We start from the raw sequence: 16,252 nt of genomic DNA, 5'->3' as shown, positions 1-16,252 counted from the left end.
ATCAGCCAGCCGCCTGCTCTGCCCTGATAGTAGGTGCGGGATCCCATTAATGACCCGAGAGGCTGCTTTTGCAGATGCAGTGAGGTAAGTCCTACTACGAACGGGGCGGGGCTCAGGCGATGTGTTGCCAGCAGACAGGTCATGGTTACCTCTTCAGCCAGCCGGTTTCCGCAGAGCATGCAACCGATCTGACTGCATCCGGTCCGGTTGCGGTTTTCGGTGCCGGCAGCACTTTACCGGCAAGTAAGGCTGCATAGCCTTTAGCCGGGCGGGCTGAGCGAGCCCTGCCGGTGCGTCACGGCACGCCCGGCTAAGCAGGGTCTACGGAACATTCACCCGGTGTCGGCCTGACCGGCTCAGGCATGCCGGGACCATCCGCTGACGGGTGTTATTACCGTGCGCAGCAGGATATTCAGGTGATGTGGTTGCCTGCCACGACAGTGCAAAACTATATTGCGTGCAATTTTGTTGTGCTCAACCCTGCTGAATCAACGTCTTCTGCCGATACCCCTTCACCAAACAAATGTTTCCCGGAGAACTGATGAAAATTTCAACACGCCTCAGCGCAGGCTTTGGTTTGCTTATCCTGCTTTTTATCCTGTGCACAGCTATCGCCGTTCACGCACTGTGGCAGGCCAGGGAGGGGATGAACGACACCGTCGACGTGAAGATGAAGCGCTTTGCACTGGTCGTGGACATACGGAACGGCGTGCGCGACATGGCGATTGCCGCGCGCAACCTGGCCCTGCTGTCTGACCCGGCACAGATGCAGCCCGAGTGGCAGCGCCTGACTGCTCAGCGTGATGCGTATATCCGTAATCGTGAGCAACTGCAAAGAAGCATGTCCGGCAACGTTACCGCACAGGGGAAGGCTGCGCTGGAGAAAGTGCTTTCAGCGGAGGGAGCCGCACTTTCCACCCTGATGACGGCCGGAAAGCTGGGGCTGGATAACCGCCAGCAGGAGGCTACCGCGTTTCTGATAGCCACCGCCCGGCCGGCGCAGAAGGCTTTACTTACACCCCTTGATGACCTGACGGACATTGAGATGCAGCTGAGCCGGGATACGGTATCTGAAAATAGTGCCCGCACCGCCCGGACGGCCGCTATCCTGTCGGGCCTGGCCCTGCTGTCCGTTCTGCTGTCGGTAGCAACCTGTTATCTGCTCGTCCGCATGCTGATGCGCCAGCTGGGCGGGGAACCTGCTCAGGCCCGCGCGCTGGCCGCCGCCATCGCCTCCGGTGACCTGACCTCTCCGGTCACGCTGCGCCGCGGCGATACTTCCAGCCTGCTTGCCTCGCTGGAAGGCATGCAGGCTAACCTGCGCGGGCTGGTGTCGCAGATTAAGGATGCGTCCGCCTCGGTGGCGCTCGCCGCAGACGAAATTTCGCAGGGAAATACCGAGCTGTCCTCGCGCACTGAGCAGCAGGCTGCCGCCCTGCAGGAGACGGCAGCCAGCATGGAGCAGCTGACCGCCACGGTGAAAAGCAACGCGGCCGGTGCGCACCAGACTGCGGGCACGGCGCGCGAAACCGCCTCGCTGGCCCGCGCGGGTGAGGCTGACGTGCAGCGCATGTCGGAGACCATGAACGAGATCTCGCTGAGCGCGGTCAGGGTCCGGGACATCACCTCGGTCATTGAGGGCATTGCTTTCCAGACAAACATTCTGGCGCTCAATGCGGCCGTAGAGGCTGCACGCGCCGGCGAGGAGGGCCGGGGGTTTGCCGTTGTGGCGGGGGAGGTCAGGTCACTTGCCCAGCGCAGCGCCAGCGCGGCGCGGGACATCAAGCTGCTGATTGAACAGGCCGTTTCCCAGGTCGAAGGCGGCGTGGCCGCGGCCGCCGGCACGGGAGAGAGTATCCTGAGGGTTGTCAGCATGGTGGGCGAGCTGGCAGACGCCATGGACAGCCTTTCCCTCTCCTCCGGCGAGCAGATGCAGGGTATCTCTCAGGTCAGCATCGCCGTCAGTCAGATGGACGGAGTGACGCAGAATAACGCCGCCCTGGTGGAAGAGTCCTCTTCGGCATCGCAGTCGCTGTCAGAGCAGGCCCGTGCCCTGCACGGCATGGTGGAGACCTTCCGCGTATGACGTACGATAGCGATACTGTATTCGCCGGCCCGGACCGGATCACCTCTCTTAAGGCCGACGTGGACGCGCTGTTACGGCAGCTCAGCGAGGGGGAATACCTTAGCATAGACACGTTTGCCAACAACTGGGTGCACCTGACAGCCCTCTATGCCAGAATCCAGGCACAGATGAACGACCGGGTTCTGATGGACCGGATGGTCCGCACGGATCTGCTGCTGACCGCAGACCTGATAGCAGTAGGCCGGATGATTATGGTGATAAACAACTTTATGCGCTGTGCGGCCGCCACGCGCTGAACCGGCCAGCCGCTTCACGTTGACATCAATTTAATCTGACCCAATACTGTGCGCGCCCTGATGGGGCGCAGAATCGCTGCTGTCCGGCCGGTGAGGCAGACTGACTGACAGAAGCGTGTCCGGCGCCCTGAACCGCTGGCCGGTGCACGCTGTCACGCCGCACCCGGCCCCATCCGGAAAACGTGATGATATGAAAGATGACATTCCAGCAAACTGCGATGCGGTTCCTGCCGCAGCGGCACCTGAAACCATTGACCAGTTTCTGTGCTTTGCGCTTTACTCGGCATCCCTTGCCATGACGAAACTCTATCAGCCCCGGCTGAAGCCGCTGGGCCTGACCTATCCGCAGTACCTGGTGCTGCTGGTGCTGTGGGAAAAGGATGGCCTGACGGTCTCCGAGGTCGGCGCGCGCGTACGGCTGGACTCCGGCACGCTCAGCCAGCTCCTGAAGCGTCTGGAGAAGATCGGCGTTATCTGCCGGCAGCGCGACATGCAGCATGATGAGCGGCGCGTGCTGGTTTTCCTGACGGAGCAGGGCCGCCGGCTGAAGATAACGGCCGCCGGCGTGCCCGCGGATATGGTGTCGGTGATGGATACGGCCTGTGATGAGCTGGGTGAGCTGACCAGCCGGGTCGCCGCGCTGCGGGAAAAGCTGGCGCGTGCCCGCACATGATACCGCTTCTCGCCGGGTGCGGGAAACATCATAACCCCGCCGGGTGACCCGAATGACGTCGTTCCCGGCGATATAAGCACGACACCAGTTGTGCGTCAGGAGTATGAATTGGGTAGCGATAGTCCGGATAATACGGAAAGCATTGCGTCAGTAATAGGGCTGGCCGTCTCGGCCCTGCTGAAGTCAGGAAAAGAGGTGGGCATGCAGCAGATCCTGACCGTCCTGGAGCAGGAGGCCGCGCGGTCGGTGGACGGCCGTAAAAAGCTTTACGATCGGGCGATCCGCGTCGTCGCCGGAGACACGGATGGATGATGCGGACTCAGCAGGCCACCGGCTGACACACAGCCGGATGGCCGGTGAATCAGTGCCTGAACGCTGCACCCGGGACGGTTACGTCAGCCCGTTCCGGGTCATCTGTCCGGTTCAGGACGCGGCCGGCGGCACCGTCCTGATGCTGCCTGCGCAATGCCCCTTCGGCTTCGCGGATGGCGGAAAAGGTTGCCTTTCTGCAGCCGGCATCCTTTTCCGTCATCAGCATCTGCTGCAGCCGGAGGAGCAGCGTTATCTCATTAACCGGTTCTTTCTCTCTGAGTAAAAAAAGCACCGCCTCACCGAGCTTCGTGTCGGCCCGTTTTTCATCTTCTGTTCTGTACATTACGTTGCACCACATTCCTGGTTTCAGTCAGGGCAGATGCCGGCCTTGCCGGTATCTGCCGGAGAACTCTGCCACCAATGGTAGCCTCTGCCACGGTATGTTCAACCTGAAATTAATGCACCGTCCGGCAGGGCGTATCATCCCTCCGCATGCGCAACCGTTCCGCTGGTTGCCTCCCTGAACTGTCAGTATATAAGACTAACCTTATGATGAAATTGATTTTTTTCAGATGACAGAATGATATGAGATGTTTCCCGTAACGAATTTTCCCGCCGCCGGCGGTTTTTTTTCCTGATGTAATGTAATACCCGGCCGGCTCTATCATTTCTGCTGGTTCGCTTGCGTAACCTTCAGGCCGGAGTGCCCGTCGTTATGCGAGCGGCACCACAGCTGCCCCCGGAGAGAGCAAACCATACGCTGATCATGCGCAGCAGGGCGTTGGCGGCGACCGCCCCCTGCCCGAACATGCTCTGGTTGACGTAGCTGATGGCTTGATCAGCCAGCCTACCGGACGTGCTCCGGTCGATGATTGCGTTAAGCGGTCGCCTGCGGGCTTCCGGCACTGCGGCGTAAACGCTAGCCCCCCTTGCCTCGGCATAGAGTTGCTCCTGCCCGATGATATGACGCATGAGCAGAGCCTGTCCGCGATGTTAATTGCGGAGCCGCTGGCAGGCGCCTGAAGATACTGTTTATTCTCCTGTTCAGCAGGCGTCATAGCGGGTCCATGGCACCTGCTGAATAACTGAAATTGTTGTTACGTTGTGTGACATCCACGTACTGGTCTGGCGGTCTCTCCTGTGGCATCTATACTTTTCCACCCAGGATTAATCTCAGTCACCGTAGCATTTATGCCCGGGACCCGCGATGGACTGCCTTTCACACACCAGAAAGAGGTAAGACATGTATATTCGACTGGATCTCTTTGCCGAGATGCTCGGCATCCGGCCGGGCGACCTGCTACAGGCGACGCGCACGGACGGGGTGCTGGCAGGCTTTACTCTCCCCCGACGTCGTCAGGTGCGCGGCGCTGCCGTGATGTTCCTGCAGGAGGAGGCTGTAGCCTTCTTAAAGCAGTGGCAGACCCGTTCATCTGTACCCTCTGCTCCGGATGCCGATGAGCCGCTGGTATCACTGGACGCATTCGCTCGCCAGGCCGGTATCGCGCCGCTGGCACTCTGGCAGGCTGCCAGTGCCGGAAAACCGCTCCGGGGCATTGCCCTGCCCGTGGCGATCAAATCTTACGGCAGCCAGCTGATGTTTTCCGCTGCGGCCGTTGAGTTATTTACCGCCGAGTACCGATGCTGTTTATCGAAAAAGTAAGGTAAATCAGCTTATTGCCAGTTTTTATTTTTGCCGGATAGTCTCATTATCCGGCCCCTTCGCTGACTCATAATTAACATGTGGAATATGGATGAACCGTACCGAATGGCTGCTAAAGTTCCGGCGATACCAGAATCTGGAAACGCTGGAGAGGGTTTATGAGCACCTGAGCTATACCGGCGACCCTGATGAAGAATTTGCGATGACGTCGGCTTATGACCATCGAAAGGCCGAGCTTGCCGCTGGCAAGCTGTTTGACCGGGTACCCAGGCACATCTGGCAGTACGTAAAGTAATCTCCTTCTGGCGCCGTTCTCATAGTGCGGCTCTCTCTCGGCCGTTTAGCTGGCGATGGTTGATAAGTAGCGGCAATTTCCGAAGGAGCTGGCCAGCGATATCAACAGGCTGCTGCGGGAGGGCCGTGAGAAAGGGCTGCACGCCGACCTTCCCGGCCAGCCGGACTACCCCTGGCGGGCCGGTAACGGCAACCTGAAGGCTCAGAACGACCTGTTCCGGCGGCAGCACGCGCTGCACGTGGTCAAGCTCACCTGCTGGATATATCAGGTGTTGGCAGAGAGCGGGTGGAGCGACCGCAGGCAGCTACGCCTGAGCCTAGCCATGTCCGGCATCTACCTTAACCGTAACGGGCTTGTTTCAGGCTTTGATGAGCATGGCCAGCAGCGTATGGCCATACCCGGCTGTGCCTGCCAACTGGTGCCTTCAGCGATCGCCAATGCTGACCAGCCTGCATTACCCTGACAGCTGTTACGTGCGCAGAGAGATAGATGTCCGATACAAACCCGTAATGCTGTTTAAGGTTCATAGCAGCCGTATCAACAGGAATCGGGCCAGACTTTCACACCATATTATTGCGTGTTGCCGACTCTTCGTCGCCTGTTACCGGTTGCTGACTGACAGGGTTGAGATAGCTTGTGAGGTTATTGCCGCTGCAGCAGGTTAGCGTTATTAAAAGGGTCATAATGGAGAGAATTTTTTTCATATTAACAGCCTATGGAATGAAGGACTGCACATGATCGTTCAATTCGAATGCATGTGTGTAGTCAGTGTGTACATTCCCTAAATGCCCTAACACCCGAAATTATTTTTCCGACTAGGAAGATTTACGTCGTAGTATCAGCACGGGCCATTCCCTACGGAATTCCGTGCGCCAGCGCCACTGCCGGAAGAGAATTTCCAGCTGCATCAGCGCCCTCATCGCTGGTGTAAAAGGGATACGGTAAGTGCGGTGATGGACGGTAAGCCCACCTTCAGCGATACAGGCCAGCATCCGGCGAGCACGAATGTCGGTCAGAAGGTGCGAGGAGATGATAACGATGTGGTACTTTTCCAGAGCCTGTCGGGTTGACGCCTTCACGCATTGCCAGAACTGATGGACCCGCTCTGGCGTCAGATCTGTGGTGGGCTGCCAGGGGGCGAGGTGCACCCACGCCCGACTGCGACGATGGCGGATCAGCGTCAGCGCCGGTCTTAACTGCCGCTCTGCCCATGCGAGCGGGCGAAGGAGAAAGGGAAGAAGGAACAGCAGCACCCATACCAGATAAAACCCGGTGGATGTGCCCTGGAGGGTGAAACTCAGGCTCATCGTCCCGCACAGTGCCAGCCAGATCATAAAAAAAAACAAAACAAAGAATTGCTGCATACGATGGTTCGCGATACCGGTGTAATCAGAGGTATGCAGGAAAGCATCACGGTGTTACCAGATCACCCAGAAAATCTGAAACCACTTCTGAACATTTTAACAAGCAGGATTTCTGTCAGAGACGGTTACGGGTTTCCGGTTGAAATTGTCCGGAGAGCTTTTAGCTTAGCGTCATATTCAGCAGGCATATTACGGCGGAGGTGACGGTGATTGGACTTAACTGGTTAACAGGCAGGGGCAGACAGGAAAACCAGCACGTAGAGGGACTATCTAAGGGCGACACATCCCCCCGGCCTGTTGCTGATGGTAGTTGGCACCCAGCTCTGACGGGCAGTGCGCAGCTTCAGACAAACGAGTACCGTCGTCTTATCCGGGTGCTGACAGAAAACAGTCCGCTTTCAAAGGAAGTCACTGAAGCCTGGTGGCTCAGGCCTCTGGAGGAGATGGCGGCACGGGTGCAGGCCTGCCCGGCTGCCTGGTCCGGCCCGTACTCTGGTCCCGGAGGTTTTAATGAACTAAGCCTGAACGTGGCCGCGCGTGCGGTCAGGCTGGTCCGCGGCATGATGCTGCCAGCAGGCGCCACGCCTGAAGAACAGGCTGAGCAAACGCCCGGCTGGGTCTGTGCGGCATACTGGGCCGGGCTGTTCCATCATCTGCCCTGGCTGATGCAGGTGGAGGGGGCTCTGAAGAACGGTCGGGTCTGGTATCCCGGCCTGAGCGTGCCCGGAGATCAGTGGCGGGTCAGGCAGACCACTGAACCCTCAGGCGAGATGAACTGCGTATTTGTGGCGCTAAGACTATTGCCTGAGACGGCCCTGTTGTGGCTTCAGCGCTGGCCCGCTCTGTCTGATACACTCCTGCTCTTTCTGTCGGGACGCCGTGCCGAAGCCGGGACACTAACCAGTATTGTGAACGATGCCCTGAGCAGCTGCTGTCTTTCAAATGAGACCGTAATGTCCGGGCAAAAACCGCAGCAGGCCTCTCTGGTTAATATAACATCTGTAACAGACCATACCCCCCCGAAATTATATGAAGTAAAACCTAACTCATTGTCCAGTCTCGATAATGCTGAAGGTATTTTAGTGCCAATAAAAAATGTATTTTTGGACTACAGTTCTGCTCAGGAAAGTGAGTTGTCGCCTGAGAAGATTGTCCCGCCTGCTCCTTCATTGGTGCTGGAATCCGCACTCACAGCAGAGGAAGCCCTGCTTTCTGCAGAAAACGCCATCAGTAAGGGAGAAGAAGAGCAGACGCAGGGCTATACGGAGAATCTCCTGTCATTGCTTGATTTAATGGCTGAAGGGAAAACTGCTACGGCATTGGATAATTCTTCTTCGGATAATCGTCCAGCCACGCCAATTACAACTGAGGTGTTTCATTCCGATGAAAACAGGAGAGATAAGGGAGAAGAATCCGGTGTGCTCTTTCTTGAGTGGATCAGGGACAGCATTGAGGACGGCAGGCTGAGCGTAAATCAAAAGGACAGTCTGCTTCACGTTCTGGCGCAGTTTGTTTTTGTGGTCTCACCGGCCTGTTTTTACCGTTACACCACGACTGCAGGAGGCAGCGATACGGATAAGGCCAGACTACAAAAAAGTTTTGAGGCACTGAACGTACACCATTCACGAAATGGTAAGGGGTTATTTCATTACCATCAATACGATACTCTGGATAAGAGTGGTCGTTTTACAAAAGTGTCAGGCTATATGATTAATGCCGACATTTTATTTAAAAAAGGGAGCTGTCCTTCGGACAGCACATGGCTTTCAGCCAGGAAATGACTGGTTGGGGATCATTTATAAAATTGAGGTCAAAATGAAAGATTCGTGTTCATTTGATGAACTTCTTGAAGGATATTTTTTTAGTAAAACTCTTCGAGTTGCAACTGAATGGAGTTACAGAAAAGTATTAAAGACTTTCCTGAACTTTGCTGGAGCAGCCATATCTCCTGCTGATGTTGATGACAGGTTGGTTTTAAACTGGCGCAGACATGTGATTAATGTGGAGGGTCTAACAAAAACCACATGGAACAATAAGCTCACACACATGAGAGCATTGTTCAACTTTGCAATAGAGGAACGTTATATTTCGGCAACCAAAAATCCCTTTAATGGCAAGATTGCACGGCCAGATGTAAAGCGAAAGAAAACCCTAACTGATATCCAGATTAATAAAATATATCTTTTAATGGAGGCTAGGGAGGCGGATGAACAGTATGGTAAAAACTATAACCACAGGTCGGCATTGAGACCTGCATGGTTCTGGCTTACCGTGCTGGATGCTTTACGAAGGACAGGTATGAGGCAGAATCAGCTTCTGCATATACGATTGTGTGACGTTAATTTTATGCATAACTGGATAAGCCTTCGACCGGAAGGAGCAAAAAACCATCGCGAGCATCTTGTTCCGATCACGCGTCATCTGAGACCAAGATTAGAAATGCTTTATAACCGTTCTCTGGAAAGAGGAGCAAAGATGGAGGATCAGCTTTTCAATTTATCCCGATTTGATGGCCGCAGAAATGAGACAAGTGAAAACATGGATAATCCACCATTGCGTGCATTTTTTCGCCGGCTTTCAAATGAATGTGGTTTTGTTGTGAGCCCTCATCGATTCCGGCACACAATAGCTACAAATCTGATGAGTATGCCTGACAGAAACCTGAAAATGGCTCAGGATCTTCTGGGCCATTCAACGCCTGCAGTCACTCTGCAATACGTAGAGAGCGACATTAACAAGGTCAGGATCGTTCTCGAACAGCTGGAAGTGACCTAAGAGTAATCTTAAGTCAAATTTTAACGATATGATTCTTATAGAGGAAAAAAAGGGAGGCAAACCTTTACAAAAGATTGACAGAAAACATTTCTAAAGGTAAATACGATGCTGAAGTATTTTTTAAGGATTTGAGAAGTCCAGAGGATGCACGAACATCCTCCGGACTTTAAGTCCCATGTTCAACAATGGTGCGGTAAGCAAACTACCAACATCATGCTGGGGACCACTGTCATGCCCGTTAAGGATCTCAACACCTAACGAACAGGCTCTGAAGAGTGGTGCCCGGAGGCGGAATCGAACCACCGACACGGGGATTTTCAATCCCCTGCTCTACCGACTGAGCTATCCGGGCAACGGGGCGCATTAAACCTTACTCGCGCCGAACCGTCAAACGCTTTTCGGTAAAAATCAGCTGACTGCTGCCTTTTGCAGCAACCGCCGGACCCGATGGTAAAAACCTGCGCAACCGCGTCATTTAGTGGTGAATTTTTAGCCACTCACGCCGATAACCGTGCTGACATCCCATAACCATAATAAGGTCCACCATGTTCAGCACTATTACATCGGGAATCCTGTCGCGCCTCGCGTGGCAGAAACGCAGCCACAGCAGCGCAACGCTCAGTTCGCTGCAGGAGGCCATCGCCATGGTTGAGTTTACGCCTGATGGTCACATCCTCACCGCCAATGCGCTGTTTCTGGAGCGCATGGGCTACACGCTGGCAGAAATTGTCGGCCAGCATCACAGCCTGTTCTGCACGCCGGATATGGTGCAGTCACCGCAGTATCGCGAGTTCTGGCAGCGTCTGAATCGCGGCGAAGGCTTCAGCGATAAGTTTTTGCGCGTGGCGAAGCACAGCCGTCCGATCTGGCTGGAAGCCAACTACGTACCGGTGCAGGATCGTCACGGCCGGGTGATTAAAATCGTTAAGCTGGCGAGTGATATCACCGCGCGCATCATGGATGCGCAGGAGCAGCGCGCCATGACCACCGCCATTGAGCGCTCGATGGCGGTGATTGCCTTCAACCTCAAAGGTGAAGTGCTGATGGCCAACGATAATTTCTTCAATACCATGGGCTATCGCGCTGATGAGATCATCGGTCGCCATCACAGCCTGTTCTGTCCGCCCGACATGCGCACCAGCGAGGCCTATCGCCGCTTCTGGCACAAGCTCAATCAGGGTGAATATATCTCCGGCCAGTTCGAGCGCGTCAATAAGCAGGGCAATACCGTCTGGCTGCGCGCCACCTATAATCCGGTGTTTAACAGCGCCGGCGAGCTGTACAAAGTGGTGAAGTTCGCCACCGACGTTACCGCGCAGGTGGAAAAGAACCAGCTGGAGCGCGAAGCAGCGCAGCAGGCATGGCAAACCGCGCTGCACACCAGCGAAAGCACACAACAGGGTGCGGCGGTCATTGAGAACAGCGTGCAGAATATCAATGCGCTGGCCAGCGAACTGCACGGTATTTCAGGGGATATCAACGATCTGAGCGACTCTTCCGATCGCATCGGCGCCATCGTGGAGAGCATTCGTCGCATTGCCGACCAAACCAATCTGCTGGCGCTCAATGCGGCAGTGGAAGCCGCGCGCGCCGGTCAGCATGGCCGCAGCTTCGCCGTGGTCGCCAGTGAAGTGCGCACCCTCGCGGCGAACATCAATCGCGCCACCAGCGAAATCGAGAATCGGGTGAGGCATAACCACCTGCTGGCGGATAAGGCGCAGAAAGGCATCGCGTCGAACCTGAAACGTGCCGATCAGGGCGTAGTGCTCGCGCAGCAGGCGGGCGGTGTGATTGCCGAAATTCGTGGCAGCTCCAGTGAGGTGGTGCGCGCCATCAGCCACGTCGCCGATGCGCTAAAAGCCCCGCAGTAAGCGCAGCAGCGTGCGCTGGCCGGCGGTGACATAAAAGTGTCATCGCCGTGCCGTAACCTAAGATTATTCCTAATCAACGCCAGACTCTTTCTCATGCAGCAGCCTGATTTCCGCACCGGGCTTAGCGCCCTGACGGGTCGTGCCCGCGCGCGTTCGCTGTGTATTGCGGTGCCGTTCGTCACGCCAGCGATGGACAACACGGCGGTAATGGCGCTGTTTAGCGAACACAAAGATTTGATTGGCCTGCCGGTGGTGGAAAACGGCACGCCGTTCGGCATGATTAACCGCCACATCTTTCTGTCGCAAATGACGCGCCCGTTCTTCCGCGAGCTGTACGATCGTAAAAGCTGTATCGCCTTTATGGATAAGCAACCGCTGGTGATCGATGCCGAAACCGAACTCGATCGGGTCGCGCAGCAGGTGGTCGCCAGCGGGGATAAATCAGTGACCGATGGTTTTATCGTGACTGAACAGGGCCGCTATATTGGCATCGGCCTCGGCATAGACCTGATTCGTACCGTCTCCGATTTGCAGGCGCAGCAGCATCAGCAGATTTTACAGAGCATCGATTACGCGCGGGTGATTCAGGACGCGATGCTGGACCGCTCGCGGCAGCAGATGGCGCAGCAGCTGAGCGACTGGTGCCTGCACTGGCAGCCGCGTGACGGCGTGGGCGGCGACTATTACGCCTTTCACCGTGACGAGCACGGCTGGCTGGCGCTGATTGCCGACTGCACCGGTCACGGCATTCCCGGCGCGTTTATGACGGTGATTCTGCATGCGGCGCTGGAGCGTGCGCTGCAGCACAACCATCGTACGCCGTCTGCCCTGCTGCAGGCGCTTAACCACCACATCAAACAAACCCTGGGCCAGCTTAACGCCTCGCAGCAGACCTCGCTGTCCAACGACGGCTGCGATGCGATTGCGCTGCGGCTGGAGACGGCCAGCCATCAGCTGAGCTGGGCCAGCGCGCGCATGCACGCCGTGCTGCAGCCGCTACAGGGTGAAGCCGCCGCGCTGCAGGCCGATCGCGTCGGTGTTGGCTACACCGATACGCCGCACGACTATTGCTGGCCGCAGCAGCAGCGCACACTGCAGCCCGGCGATGTGCTGCTGGTTATGAGCGACGGCGTGACCGATCAACCCGGCGGCGCGCGGCAAATCATGTTCGGCAAAAAGCGGATTCAGACGGTCATTGCACAACATAAAACCCTGCCGATGGCCGAGCTCTCCGCGGCGTTTGCGCAGGCATTTCTTCACTGGCAGGGCAACCAGCCGCGACGCGATGACGTCACCTGGTTTGGCCTGCGTTATTAACGAGCCTCTTATGCATCCAGCTTCCACCGGCACGCACCTGCCGCCCGACAGCGTTGCGCTGCACTATACCGGCTTCTTTTCGCCGCAGAACATCACCGCGATGGGTGAAGTGGTCAAAGTGTTTCTGGAAAACCAGCAGGCCCCGCTGAAAGTGCGCCGCCGGCTGTTCTCCAGCTTTGTCGAGATTGTGCAGAACATTCTGCGCTATTCGCAGGACAGCCGTACCCTGAGCCACGCCGAACAGCACTTTCGCTTTGGCACCGTAACGCTGCACGTGGATGGCGATAACTACGTGCTGGAGAGCAGTAATCAGGTCGAACAGGCCGCCTGCGAGCAGCTGCGCGACTGGCTCGATCTGCTGCGAACCATGAGTAACGACGAAATTAAGCAGGCCTACCGTGTCGGTCTGCGCACCGAGAGCCCCGCCACCAGCAAAGGGGCCAATATCGGTTTGCTGACGCTTGCCCGTGACGTCAGTGAACCGCTGGAGTATGAACTGCGTCCGCTGCCCGCCAGCGGCTACGCCACGTTTTGGCTTAAAGCCACCATTCACCAGGATTGAGGTTGTATGCAAAACCTGATTATCGCTGCCACTGAGAGCACGCCCGAAGTGAGTTTTGATTTTGCCACCCGCCAGTTTGCGCTGCGCGGCGAGTCGTGGCCGGAGAACGCGGCGGCGTTTTATCGCCCGCTGCTGGATGCCCTTGAGCAGTGGCAACCCACCGACAACGACGCGGTGGTCGTCACTATCGCGCTGCGCTACTTCAACAGCTCCAGCACCAAAATGCTGTTCAGCCTGTTCGATCTGTTCAACCAGCTGGCGCAGCGCGGTCAGCGCGTCACGCTGAACTGGCTGTTTGATGCGGAAGATGACATCGCGGAAGAGTTTGGTCAGGAACTGGCGCTGGATTTTACCGATCTGCAGGTTAATCTGCAGGCGGAACTGGCGTCATGATGGACCTCAATGAGCTGTTCCGTGAAGAGAGCGAGGTGCTGAATCGCTCACAGCATGTGGCGGCGCAAAACACGCTGAGCGCGCAGGATTACCGCGAGGCGCTGCTGCACCTGAATCGCCACTATCAGCGCCTGATGCGCGAAACCTGGCGGCTGATCTCCCGCAGCGATCGCGCGGAGCGCGAGCTGAACCGCGTGAATGAGCAGTTAAACCAGCTGGCGCAGGAGCTGGAGTACAAAGCCAGCCACGATCCGCTGACGGCGGTGTGGAATCGCGGCGCGATTATTCAGCGCATCAGCCAGACGCTGGAGAGCGGTCCGGCGGCACTGATCATTCTGGATATCGACCACTTCAAGAAGATCAACGACGAATACGGCCATCCGATGGGCGATAAGGTGATTTGCGGGCTGGTGACGCGCATTCAGGCGCACTGCCCGGCCGGCGCCAGCATTGGCCGCATCGGCGGCGAAGAGTTTACCGTGCTGCTGCCGCACTATCGCCTGTCCGACGCGGTGATTGTCGCCGGTGCGATCCACGCCTCGCTTAACGCCTCGCCGCTGGCGGTGCTGCCGCAGCAGCTGGTGACCGCCAGCCTCGGCGTGAGCTACGGTAAGCCGGGCTCCGATTTTGACACGCTGTACAGCAATGCCGATGCCGCGCTCTACGATGCCAAACACCACGGCCGCAACCGGGTATTTTTCCGCTGATCAGTGCACCTGCGCGGTGCTGGCCGTCTGCATCGGCACGCTGCTATCCGGCGGCGGCAGGAAGATGTGGTCGAGGATATTGCGCATCACCGGCGCGGCCGTAATGCCTTCGTTACCGCCGTTTTCCAGAATCAGCGCCACCGCCACCTGCGGGTTGTTAAACGGCGCAAAGGCGGTATAGAAAATGTGGTCGCGCAGGCGCACCGGAATCATCTTCGCGTTGTAAGTCTGGTTCTGCTTCAGGCTAAACACCTGCGACGTACCGGACTTGGCGGCGATGCCGTACGGCGCGGTATGGAAATATTTATAACCGGTGCCGTTAGGCGCGTTGGCCATACCAAACATGGCGTGGCGCACCAGCGACCAGTACGGTGACTTCGCATCGCCAATCTGCGGCTGCGGCGCGGTCGGCTGGTAAACCTGCTGCCAGGTGCCGCGCTGTGCTTTAGCCAGCAGGTGCGGATTAATCACCCGGCCGTTATTGATCAGCGCCACCATGGCTTTCACCATCTGAATCGGCGTGGCGATCCAGTAGCCCTGACCGATGCCCACCGATACGGTATCGCCCTGATACCACGTATGTTTATGCACTTTCTGCTTCCATTCGCGGCTCGGCAGCAGCCCGGCGTACTCTTCATTCAAATCGATACCGGTAGGTTTGCCGTAGCCGAACTGGCTGAGCATGCTGTGGATGCGGTCGATGCCCATCATGAACGCCACCTGATAGAAGAAGGTGTCGGCGGACTCTTCAATCGCTTTGGTGACGTCGAGCATGCCGTGGCCGGACTTTTTCCAGTCGCGGTATTTGCGATCGGTGCCCGGTAGCGTCCAGGTCGGCGCGCCAAAGAAGGTGGTGCCCGGCGTAATCACTTTGCTCAGCAGCGCCGACATCGCCATGTAGGGTTTTACCGTGGATGCCGGTGGATACAGCCCCTGGGTGACGCGATTGATCAGCGGCAGGTTTTTATCCTGCAGCAGCGTTTTATAGGCTTTGTAGCTGATGCCCTTCACGAACGGGTTGGGATCGTAGCTCGGGCTGGAGACCATCGCCAGCACGCCGCCATCGTGCGGATCCTCAATCAGCACCGCCGCACGCTGCCCGGCCAGCTGGCTCTCCACATACTGCTGCAGATGCAGATCCAGCGTCAGCCAGATGTTTTTGCCCGCCACCGGCGGCACCTCTTTCAGTACGCGCACGATGCGGCCGTGGTTATCTACTTCCACTTCCTGATAGCCGGTCTTGCCGTGCAGCAGGGATTCGTAGTAGCCCTCAATACCCTGCTTGCCGATGTTATGGTCGGCGGCATAGTTTTCGCCGACGCCCTCGGCATTGAGCCGCTTGTAATCATTGTCGTTAATCTTCGACACGTAGCCGACCACGTGCGCCAGATCGGCGCCGTACGGGTATTCCCGATCCTGATAGGTGTCAATGGTGACCCCGGTGAAGCGGAACTGATTGACCGAGAAGCGCGCCACCTCTTCGTCGGTGAGCTCGGCCTTCAGCTCCACCGGTTTATAGCGGCTGCTCTGCTTCAGTTCATGCTCAAAGGTTTCGATATCATCCGGTGTCAGATCGACGATGGGCGTCAGCGCCTTCAGCGTCGCCTGCATGTTGTCGATTTTGTACGGCGTGACGAGGATGTCGTACCAGGTGACGTTGCGCACCAGCGGGATGCCGTTGCGATCGAAAATCAGCCCGCGCGTCGGCGCGATGGGGATCATTTTGATGTCGTTCTCGTTGGAACGTGTCTGGTAATAGCTGTGCTGATCCACCTGTAAGCGATACAGGTTGATGCCAAGAATGGTGAAGCAGATAACAACCAGGGCAAACGCCACCAGCGCGCGGCGCACAAAAAGTTTCTCTTCGGCTTCGAAATTGCGGAAATTCATCAGGGGTTTAGTCTCTTCATTATCACGCTAATGATAGGGAGAGATCGC

General features: G+C 56.9%; 17 protein-coding genes and 1 tRNA gene. 14 read left to right on the top strand and 4 right to left on the bottom strand.

All coding sequences use genetic code 11. The features are described 5' to 3' along the window. Window positions 1-541: 541 nt before the first annotated feature. The 4 genes from AC6I8P_RS16790 (at window position 542) to AC6I8P_RS16775 (ending at window position 3,650) form a co-directional block, all read left to right on the top strand. Window positions 542-2,086, top strand: a complete 1,545-nt coding sequence (locus AC6I8P_RS16790) for a methyl-accepting chemotaxis protein (RefSeq protein ID WP_498030797.1) — start codon at window positions 542-544, stop codon at window positions 2,084-2,086. After that, on the top strand, window positions 2,083-2,382 hold the full coding sequence (locus AC6I8P_RS16785; protein WP_088515988.1) for a hypothetical protein: 300 nt from the start codon (window positions 2,083-2,085) through the stop codon (window positions 2,380-2,382). Before AC6I8P_RS16790 ends, AC6I8P_RS16785 begins: the two co-directional genes overlap by 4 nt. Before the next feature lie 190 nt (window positions 2,383-2,572). Next, window positions 2,573-3,055 (top strand): MarR family winged helix-turn-helix transcriptional regulator, encoded by a 483-nt coding sequence (locus AC6I8P_RS16780; protein WP_498012775.1) that lies wholly within the window; start codon window positions 2,573-2,575, stop codon window positions 3,053-3,055. Window positions 3,056-3,359: 304 nt separating this feature from the next. Then, window positions 3,360-3,650, top strand: a complete 291-nt coding sequence (locus AC6I8P_RS16775) for a hypothetical protein (protein WP_498030796.1) — start codon at window positions 3,360-3,362, stop codon at window positions 3,648-3,650. 410 nt (window positions 3,651-4,060) lie between these two features. On the opposite strand, the gene AC6I8P_RS16770 is transcribed toward AC6I8P_RS16775, so the two are convergent. Beyond that, complete coding sequence (locus AC6I8P_RS16770; RefSeq protein WP_498030795.1) at window positions 4,061-4,339, bottom strand: hypothetical protein; 279 nt, start codon at window positions 4,337-4,339, stop codon at window positions 4,061-4,063. Between the two features lie 271 nt (window positions 4,340-4,610). Here AC6I8P_RS16770 and AC6I8P_RS16765 point away from each other — a divergent pair, with 271 nt between their 5' ends. The 3 genes from AC6I8P_RS16765 to AC6I8P_RS16755 all read left to right on the top strand — a co-directional run bounded on the left by AC6I8P_RS16765 (window position 4,611) and on the right by AC6I8P_RS16755 (window position 5,788). Beyond that, a complete protein-coding gene (locus tag AC6I8P_RS16765) occupies window positions 4,611-5,030 on the top strand; it encodes a hypothetical protein (protein ID WP_059009436.1) in 420 nt (139 codons plus the stop codon). A gap of 91 nt (window positions 5,031-5,121) precedes the next feature. Continuing rightward, the gene (locus AC6I8P_RS16760) at window positions 5,122-5,325 is read left to right on the top strand and encodes an Hha/YmoA family nucleoid-associated regulatory protein (protein ID WP_059009433.1); all 204 of its coding nucleotides are present in this window, start codon (window positions 5,122-5,124) and stop codon (window positions 5,323-5,325) included. Window positions 5,326-5,647: 322 nt separating this feature from the next. Continuing rightward, the gene (locus AC6I8P_RS16755) at window positions 5,648-5,788 is read left to right on the top strand and encodes a hypothetical protein (protein ID WP_498030794.1); all 141 of its coding nucleotides are present in this window, start codon (window positions 5,648-5,650) and stop codon (window positions 5,786-5,788) included. A 352-nt stretch (window positions 5,789-6,140) separates the two neighbouring features. Here AC6I8P_RS16755 and AC6I8P_RS16750 read toward each other — a convergent pair whose 3' ends face one another. Next, window positions 6,141-6,689, bottom strand: coding sequence for a hypothetical protein (locus tag AC6I8P_RS16750; protein ID WP_222985833.1), 549 nt, complete (start codon window positions 6,687-6,689; stop codon window positions 6,141-6,143). Between the two features lie 206 nt (window positions 6,690-6,895). On the opposite strand from AC6I8P_RS16750, the gene AC6I8P_RS16745 reads away from it, so the two are divergent. Both AC6I8P_RS16745 and AC6I8P_RS16740 read left to right on the top strand, forming a co-directional pair. Then, complete coding sequence (locus tag AC6I8P_RS16745) at window positions 6,896-8,470, top strand: TraI domain-containing protein (protein WP_498030793.1); 1,575 nt, start codon at window positions 6,896-6,898, stop codon at window positions 8,468-8,470. Window positions 8,471-8,504: 34 nt separating this feature from the next. Continuing rightward, window positions 8,505-9,464, top strand: a complete 960-nt coding sequence (locus AC6I8P_RS16740) for a tyrosine-type recombinase/integrase (RefSeq protein WP_372774072.1) — start codon at window positions 8,505-8,507, stop codon at window positions 9,462-9,464. A gap of 276 nt (window positions 9,465-9,740) precedes the next feature. Here AC6I8P_RS16740 and AC6I8P_RS16735 read toward each other — a convergent pair. Then, window positions 9,741-9,816: transfer RNA gene (locus AC6I8P_RS16735), tRNA-Phe, on the bottom strand. Between the two features lie 193 nt (window positions 9,817-10,009). On the opposite strand from AC6I8P_RS16735, the gene AC6I8P_RS16730 reads away from it, so the two are divergent. The 5 genes from AC6I8P_RS16730 (at window position 10,010) to AC6I8P_RS16710 (ending at window position 14,314) form a co-directional block, all read left to right on the top strand. Then, the gene (locus tag AC6I8P_RS16730; RefSeq protein WP_498030792.1) at window positions 10,010-11,335 is read left to right on the top strand and encodes a methyl-accepting chemotaxis protein; all 1,326 of its coding nucleotides are present in this window, start codon (window positions 10,010-10,012) and stop codon (window positions 11,333-11,335) included. A gap of 93 nt (window positions 11,336-11,428) precedes the next feature. Then, window positions 11,429-12,652 (top strand): SpoIIE family protein phosphatase, encoded by a 1,224-nt coding sequence (locus tag AC6I8P_RS16725; RefSeq protein WP_498030791.1) that lies wholly within the window; start codon window positions 11,429-11,431, stop codon window positions 12,650-12,652. A gap of 10 nt (window positions 12,653-12,662) precedes the next feature. Continuing rightward, the gene (locus AC6I8P_RS16720; protein ID WP_498030790.1) at window positions 12,663-13,214 is read left to right on the top strand and encodes a SiaB family protein kinase; all 552 of its coding nucleotides are present in this window, start codon (window positions 12,663-12,665) and stop codon (window positions 13,212-13,214) included. 6 nt (window positions 13,215-13,220) lie between these two features. Next, complete coding sequence (locus AC6I8P_RS16715; RefSeq protein WP_021507651.1) at window positions 13,221-13,607, top strand: DUF1987 domain-containing protein; 387 nt, start codon at window positions 13,221-13,223, stop codon at window positions 13,605-13,607. Further along, the gene (locus AC6I8P_RS16710; RefSeq protein ID WP_021507652.1) at window positions 13,604-14,314 is read left to right on the top strand and encodes a GGDEF domain-containing protein; all 711 of its coding nucleotides are present in this window, start codon (window positions 13,604-13,606) and stop codon (window positions 14,312-14,314) included. Before AC6I8P_RS16715 ends, AC6I8P_RS16710 begins: the two co-directional genes overlap by 4 nt. Here AC6I8P_RS16710 and mrdA read toward each other — a convergent pair whose 3' ends face one another. Continuing rightward, complete coding sequence (gene mrdA, locus AC6I8P_RS16705) at window positions 14,315-16,204, bottom strand: penicillin-binding protein 2 (RefSeq protein ID WP_021507653.1); 1,890 nt, start codon at window positions 16,202-16,204, stop codon at window positions 14,315-14,317. Window positions 16,205-16,252 lie beyond the last annotated feature (48 nt).

This window comes from gamma proteobacterium symbiont of Lampromicra miyakona, from assembly GCF_059730895.1.
This window is presented reverse-complemented; position numbering and strand designations above follow the sequence as displayed.

Coding starts and splice junctions, on each gene's coding strand:
- AC6I8P_RS16790 (WP_498030797.1), top strand. CDS start 542: ATGAAAATTTCAACACGCCTCAGCGCAGGCTTTGGTTTGCTTATCCTG.
- AC6I8P_RS16785 (WP_088515988.1), top strand. CDS start 2,083: ATGACGTACGATAGCGATACTGTATTCGCCGGCCCGGACCGGATCACC.
- AC6I8P_RS16780 (WP_498012775.1), top strand. CDS start 2,573: ATGAAAGATGACATTCCAGCAAACTGCGATGCGGTTCCTGCCGCAGCG.
- AC6I8P_RS16775 (WP_498030796.1), top strand. CDS start 3,360: ATGGATGATGCGGACTCAGCAGGCCACCGGCTGACACACAGCCGGATG.
- AC6I8P_RS16770 (WP_498030795.1), bottom strand. CDS start 4,339: ATGCGTCATATCATCGGGCAGGAGCAACTCTATGCCGAGGCAAGGGGG.
- AC6I8P_RS16765 (WP_059009436.1), top strand. CDS start 4,611: ATGTATATTCGACTGGATCTCTTTGCCGAGATGCTCGGCATCCGGCCG.
- AC6I8P_RS16760 (WP_059009433.1), top strand. CDS start 5,122: ATGAACCGTACCGAATGGCTGCTAAAGTTCCGGCGATACCAGAATCTG.
- AC6I8P_RS16755 (WP_498030794.1), top strand. CDS start 5,648: ATGTCCGGCATCTACCTTAACCGTAACGGGCTTGTTTCAGGCTTTGAT.
- AC6I8P_RS16750 (WP_222985833.1), bottom strand. CDS start 6,689: ATGCAGCAATTCTTTGTTTTGTTTTTTTTTATGATCTGGCTGGCACTG.
- AC6I8P_RS16740 (WP_372774072.1), top strand. CDS start 8,505: ATGAAAGATTCGTGTTCATTTGATGAACTTCTTGAAGGATATTTTTTT.
- AC6I8P_RS16730 (WP_498030792.1), top strand. CDS start 10,010: ATGTTCAGCACTATTACATCGGGAATCCTGTCGCGCCTCGCGTGGCAG.
- AC6I8P_RS16725 (WP_498030791.1), top strand. CDS start 11,429: ATGCAGCAGCCTGATTTCCGCACCGGGCTTAGCGCCCTGACGGGTCGT.
- AC6I8P_RS16720 (WP_498030790.1), top strand. CDS start 12,663: ATGCATCCAGCTTCCACCGGCACGCACCTGCCGCCCGACAGCGTTGCG.
- AC6I8P_RS16715 (WP_021507651.1), top strand. CDS start 13,221: ATGCAAAACCTGATTATCGCTGCCACTGAGAGCACGCCCGAAGTGAGT.
- AC6I8P_RS16710 (WP_021507652.1), top strand. CDS start 13,604: ATGATGGACCTCAATGAGCTGTTCCGTGAAGAGAGCGAGGTGCTGAAT.
- mrdA (WP_021507653.1), bottom strand. CDS start 16,204: ATGAATTTCCGCAATTTCGAAGCCGAAGAGAAACTTTTTGTGCGCCGC.